Below are 6,499 nucleotides of genomic sequence, written 5' to 3'. Positions count from 1 at the left end.
ATGGCATAGGGCGCCATCATCAGCTCGTAGGCGTGCAGACGCGGCAGCAGATGCTTGGGCACATAGTCGTTCCAGGCATCGATCCGCTGGGCCTCGCTGAGTCGCTGCTGTTTCCATTTCGCCGTCAGGGTCGCGTGGATGACCTCGATGACCTCGACCAGAAAGGTCGCGGTCCCGGTCGCCGGATCGAGAATCTGGACGAAGGGCTCTTTCGGGAGGATGGTTTGGGTCTCGCCCGGTGAATCGCTGAGGAGTGGCAGCTTCAGGCCGGGGTGCTTTGTCAGCATCTCACCCCAGGTCGTCGTATCGGCCAGACCGTCGGTCAGCCCGAATTCGGTTTGCAGCAGCTCATGGACGCTGCGGACGATGTAGGAAACCACCGGGCGCGGGGTGTAGAAGACACCGCGCTGCATCCGCTTTTTGGCGTCGTACTCCTTCAGGAAGGACTCGTAGAAGTGGATGACCGGGTCTTCATCGGGGTTGCGGTCGCCAAAGTCGCGCAGCACCGCCTCCATGTTGACCTCGCGCAGAAGCTGGACGATCTCGTTGATGCCCAGCTCGTCGAAGTCGATGCCGGTCCAGCCCGCGCCGCTGCGGCGGCGTCCGCCGAGACGCAGGAAGCTCTCCAGCATCTCTTTCAGGAAGGGGTTGGTGACCGGCACCATGTCGGCCATGTTGTCAGCGGTGAGACCGGCGGGGCGCGAGATACGCGCCGACAGCAGACCATAGGCGATGGTCTGGGCATACATATCGGCAAAGCCGTCGTCGGTCAGGTCATGGATGAGCGCCTTCTTGAAGGCGTCCATCAGGGTACGCAATGGACCGGTCGCCGACTCGATCGCCAACGCGGCGTTGGCCTTCAGACGAGTCCGACGGGCAAGATCGGCCAGCCGCTCGGCTAGATGCTTGGCGGTGGTCACAACCTCGCGGTTGCGTTCCGTAAAGGCCGACGCCCAGGTGGTGCGCCAGGTCTCGACATCGGCGACATCGTCGGGCCAGCACAGCTTCGTCGTGAGCTGAGAGGCCACATGATCCAGGCGCAGCCCGGTGTCGTCGTCGTCCCAGCCCAGCACCTTCAATGTCGGGAGATCGCCACATCCGTCGTCCTGCACGAAATGAGCAAAGGTAATGCGCCGCTCGGCATCGTCGCCGTGGTTGGAGATGAACAGCAGGTCGGTCATGTCCCAGGCGGCACGCTCGGCGCTGTTGGCTACGGCGCGCTTTTTGAGGACCACCCGGCTGAGGATGCGCCGCAGCGCGACCACCGGCAGGCGCTTGGGCTCGAACTTGACGAAGAAGATGCTCCAGGGCTGGTTGACCGCCAGTGGCCGCAGCCGCTTGATCTCTTGGATCTTGGCCGCGCTTGCCGCGTCGATGCCCAATTCATCGGGCGTGTAGTCGAAGGTCAGATCCTCGAAGTTATCGCCTTCGATGGGCCAGCCCATTTTAACGCGCAGATAGGCAACGAGTTGATCGAAGCGTTTGATGCGGGCGAGTTCGCAGCGGTGGTCGGTGGGCATCGGTCTATCCTTCGTTGAGTTCCATCCAGCATTTGAGCGATGGCTTGACCCCAACCGGGGCATCGACACGCTTGAGGTAGCTGTTCTTGATGTGCTTTTCGATCTTGGCGCGGATCTCGACCAGGGTCTTTTCCGCCGTCGCGCACTGGCGCGGGGTCGTGGGCTTGGAGCGGATGCTCGCGACGATCTCGCCCGGTTCCTCCAGGATGGTGTCACGCTCCAGATCGTAGAGATACCAGCGGGCGGTGCCGGCGGTCTCGGTGAATTCGCCCGCATCTTTATCCAGCGCGGGGAGCGCATAGCAGAAGAACACGCCATGGGCGCCTTTAGCCGGGCGCTTGCGACCGCTAAAGGTGGCTCCCGGTAGCCCCTTCAGACGAGCCTCTAGGTCGGGATCGGCCTGGAGAAGGGCTTGATACTCCAGGTGCATGTCCTCAATGGCGGTCTTGGTGCCTTCATACGCCTGATTGAATTCCTTCAGTGCCTCGTAGTCATCGTTGGGGGTCAGGAGTTTCTTGCCCTCGATGCCGAGCGTTTTGGAGATCATCAGGGTCTTTTGGGTGACCTTGGTATAGAGGGTCAGGATGGCGTTCAATTCGTTAGGAGGCAGAAAGTTCCAGAAGCTGACCTTGCCGCGTGACGCAGCGACTTCCGGATGGTCGGCGATCAGCCGTTTCTCGGTTTCGGGGTTCATGCGCCGATCCACGCGACCGATGCGCTGCATCAGGCGCACCGGGTTCCAGTGGATGTCATAGTTGATCATCCGCGAGGCGTCCTGAAGGTTCAGCCCCTCAGACAGCACGTCTGTGGAAATCAGCACGCGGATTTCACCTTGCCCCATCGCGGCGAGCGCAGCCGAGGATGAGCCGTTGTAGTAGGGCGAAAACCGCTGGATGATCTCGGCGCGATTGGTGGTCGTGGCGCTGTCGACCTGTCCCACGCCATGGATGCCGGCTTTTTTGAGCTGTTCGCGCAAATAGCGAGCGGTATCAGCGAACTCGGTGAAGATGAGCACCTTCTGATCGGCGAGTTCTTTGGATGTGAGCAGGCAGATGAATTTTTTCAGCTTGTCGTCGTGCTTGGGTTCAAATTTCCGAACCTCGGCGATGAATCGCACGATCTGGTCGAGGTCGAGAAAGGTTTCTGACAGCATCTCTGGAATATCGAACTCCTTCGGATCGAGACGTATCACGGCATCCAGCAGTTCCTGCGGGACGATGTCCTCGTCTGCCGATTCCTCACTGTCATCGCCCCAGAAATCGAGGTGACGCTGAACCGCGTAATCGAGAATGTTGGCATTCTGGATCATCCAGCGTTCCAGGCGCTTCTTTTCGGCAGCGGTTGCGCTGTGGACTTCGACGAAGGCCAGCAGTTTTTTCAGCAGGCGGTCACAGGAAAGCTCGAACGCCGCTACCGAACTCTCGAAACGCTTGAGGAAGTTGGTGCGGATCAGCCCGACGACTTGTTTCTGGCGGTTCTGTTCAAAGGGGTCGATGGATTTGTCCGGTCCTTTGTACCAAGCGAGCGGATAGTACATCGGCAGGGTGAACAGCGGATTTTTGCGCTGGAACGCCTCTTTGAACAGATCGAGCAGGTGACCGTAGGTCTTGCGAATCGAGTAGGCCGCCACCTGTGGCGCCCGCCGCTCTGGGAAGGCGGTGGCCTGACCGGTTTCGCGGATCTGGCTCTCGCGCGCATAGGCGCGGCTGCGCTGGACCACCAGATTGGTAAAGATGGCGTCGCCGGTCAGGATATCCTGAACCTCAGTTATGACCTCCGCGACATCGGGCACGTCATGACCGACAGTCTGGCGCAACGTCTTTTCCATCTGGTTGAAATGCGCTCGCAGATTGTTGACCCCGAGTGTCCGGGCAAAGTATGCCTCGTCGCGGCGCGTGAACAACTCAATCATGTGGCGCAGATCGCTCAACCGGTTGTTGATCGGCGTGGCGGTGAGCAGGTAGAGAGCCTTCGGGCGAGTGGCGTTGTCCAGCAGATCGTAGAGCTGATAATAGCGTGACGGATCCCGTCCTTGAGCGGGATCGCCTTCGCGGCCGGTGTTCCGGAAGTGGTGGGCTTCGTCGATGATGACGGCATCGGCCAGTTCGGCGATGCGCCGGAACCGATCGGGAAAGTCGCCCTTGCGGTTCAGATCGGTGTGACTGAAGACCGCCAGGTTGCTGAAGTCCGCATGTCCGCCGAAACCGCCAATATGGGACAGCCACTCGCGCAGATGCGGTTCCCAAACACCTTCCTTTGCCGCCTTGGGGGCGAACAGGACGACGCGCTTACCTTCGTGCAGAACTAGGCGTTCGATCAGCATCAGTCCCACAAAGGTTTTGCCCAGACCAACGCCATCGCAGAGGAAGGCGCCGCCATGCTGGCGGGCGATCTTCATCAGCGCCCAGTAAGCCTCTTTCTGGTAACGGTCGAGATGCGGGAACAGTTTCGAGCGGGTTTCGTCCCATTCATTGGCGGTCAGCTCGTGCCCACGGAAAAACTCCCGCAGAGCCTTGGCGTAGACATCAAACGGTGTGTAGGGCTGGGTTTGACGCGCAATGATTGCAATAACCGCGTCCGTAACCTCAGCGGCATTCTTCCAATGTTCCTCAAACCATTTCTGGATTTGAGCCACTTCGTGAGCACTTTGCACCTGGATATTCAACTCGATATTCTTGCTCAGACCAGGGGCGGTGAAGTTGCTTGAACCCACCAGTGCTTTAGAGCCGACGCCTTCAAGCCTAGCGTGGGTGATGTAGGCTTTGGCGTGGAACTTGTCCCGATCATAGACGCGGCATTCAATCTGTTGGGAACGCAGAGCATCTATAATCGCCGGCACACCATGCAGAAAAGGATTGTCCGCCTTATTGGACTCAATGCTGTCGTCAAGAATTTGCTCGACACGGGAGCGGACAACCTCCAAAAGCGCCTTGCGTGTACGCAGGGTGGTCTCAGCCCCCATCAGAATGCGGATCTTCTCCAGGGGCTGCCAATGCTGATCCAGAGCCAACAGGGCACCAATCTCAAAGTAGCCGGTTGCAATGTCGAACGCACGGGAGATACCACACCATTCTTTGAGATAGCGGAGCCCCGTCCAGCCTGAAATGCTGTTGTCGACGATGAAAAGGTCGCGGTCTTTGGATTCAGTGGACAATGGTGTTTAAACTCCTGTGTGCTATCTCGAATCCGATACTTTTTTCTTGAACATTGCTGAGTAATGCTCAACTGCCAATCCGAAGATTGGGGTGTATCTACCAAAGCTGCACAAGCGAATGCTTTTGCAGCGCGAACTTTTTGATGCGTTTCAAGTTTTACACCAGCAACTCGTGCTGGCAACCGCATACTCGAACTTATTAAAGAGCGTGATTGAGCAACACGGGCTTGGTTATCGCCATTAGGTACATGCTGCTTGATCTCGCATAACGACGGATTTTTGCACTGTCAAAGTCGTTACCTGTAGAAATATGCTGGACTTAGCATTCCTAAATCATACTAAGCAAAACACAGTTTATTGAATACTATGTGGCAACCTTCGGCTCAAATCGGGTAAGCGCAGCAACATCCAGCACCTTTTCGACTTAACCGACGGTCTTGAGTAGCACTTCAATTGCTTCGGAAATGATTAGCGAGATAGTTTCCCTGATGTCGAGCTAACATCGTGGCATTTACAGACCGATCCGTGATGCCATTTTCGGTAAAGAGAAAATGCCGACGCGGTTCTTTAAACGGTGAGTTGATGATCGGGTTGTAAATGGCGGTCATTGCCGTTTCTCAACAGGTATTGACTGACTCACCACACCCTCACGCTTACACCAATCCCGAATCATCACCTCCAGCATGTTCGCCAGACTGCGCTGCTCCCGTTCTGCTGCCTCACACAACGCGGCTTTGATCTCTGGTTTGATGCGAAAGGTCACGGTGGCGATCTTGGTCACGGTCATGTGATCATCCGATTGGCAATACTGCACTATGCGGTCAATATAGCGCAGAATATCTCGAACACTGAAAATAAGACACTGGGTGGAAATAATACGCGCCTTTTACATGAAAATTGCCACCGTCAACTACACAGCAAGAATAAACTCGGTGCGTTACCGGCTCTATGAAAAACGAGAGCTTTCAAGGCTTGAGCCGTGTGCGGTGAAAGTTGCAAGCACAGTTTTTAGAAGGATAGAACAATAATGGACTGTCCCTACCCGACCTGATGAAGGTACTGGCAGCGTTAGTTGCTGACCAAACCTTGCCAACGAGTATGCACTAACCGGTCAAACACTCAATGGTATCCGGCTGCGAATACGAGCAGTGCGAGTGGCGCTATCACATTGATTGTGCAGTCGTGTTCGATGGTAAATAGTTTGGCGAGGAGCGCAGCCAAGCCGTCGATGTCGCTCGTGGTCGCATAGGCAATCAAGATCGGCATCCAGGTAGTGCCTCGATCAAAGAGTTATTAATTTTGCTGATCGGGACACTGCCAAGCAAAGATCAAACAAGTTATTCACTTCTTCGGTACGCATCGCCATGATTGTGGATATACCGAGCTTGACTAGCAGTCATTGGTTTATCGATTTTCACTAATCCATCCTCAATGGCGCAGACCCATCCCAATTCAGTGGTGAGGTGAGCCATAGCGCGTTTTAACCCCGCCTTAAAGCTATACATCGTCTCATTCTCACTGCCTGACAGGCGGTGAACCGTCTCTATTTTCAGAGGAAAAGGCTCGGCGTGGGTGGAATAAAACCCGTGCATCCATTGCGCTAGAGGCTGACCGCGTAGCTTTTCACGTTGCTCCCATTCAATTTGAGTCCAGCCTGCATGGTACAGATCAATGAGTTTTTGATTCAGTATGACGGTGTTTATCTTGGCGTCATCATCATATAAATAATGCTTGATTAACGTATCAGAATAACGAAATCTCCCCTCCTCAATTGAGACTGTCGCGTTCAACAAGCGATTCAAAGCACCGCGCAACCATCCAGCAC

Annotated in this window: 4 protein-coding genes; all 4 read right to left on the bottom strand. The window is 55.9% G+C overall.

Annotation, left to right across the window (positions count from 1 at the left end; genetic code table 11):
- Nucleotides 1-1,520, bottom strand: a 1,520-nt coding sequence (locus tag CKO12_RS13070) for a hypothetical protein (protein WP_200155170.1), incomplete at its 3' end; no start/stop codon positions are given.
- A gap of 4 nt (nucleotides 1,521-1,524) precedes the next feature.
- Nucleotides 1,525-4,674 (bottom strand): helicase-related protein, encoded by a 3,150-nt coding sequence (locus CKO12_RS13065; RefSeq protein ID WP_200155169.1) that lies wholly within the window; start codon nucleotides 4,672-4,674, stop codon nucleotides 1,525-1,527.
- Between the two features lie 604 nt (nucleotides 4,675-5,278).
- Complete coding sequence (locus CKO12_RS13060; protein ID WP_200155168.1) at nucleotides 5,279-5,461, bottom strand: hypothetical protein; 183 nt, start codon at nucleotides 5,459-5,461, stop codon at nucleotides 5,279-5,281.
- Nucleotides 5,462-6,011: 550 nt separating this feature from the next.
- On the bottom strand, nucleotides 6,012-6,499 hold a 488-nt coding region (gene trfA / locus CKO12_RS13055; RefSeq protein WP_274599930.1), incomplete at its 5' end, for a plasmid replication initiator TrfA.

Source organism: Chromatium okenii, assembly GCF_016583745.1.
GTDB lineage: Bacteria > Pseudomonadota > Gammaproteobacteria > Chromatiales > Chromatiaceae > Chromatium > Chromatium okenii.
This window is presented reverse-complemented; position numbering and strand designations above follow the sequence as displayed.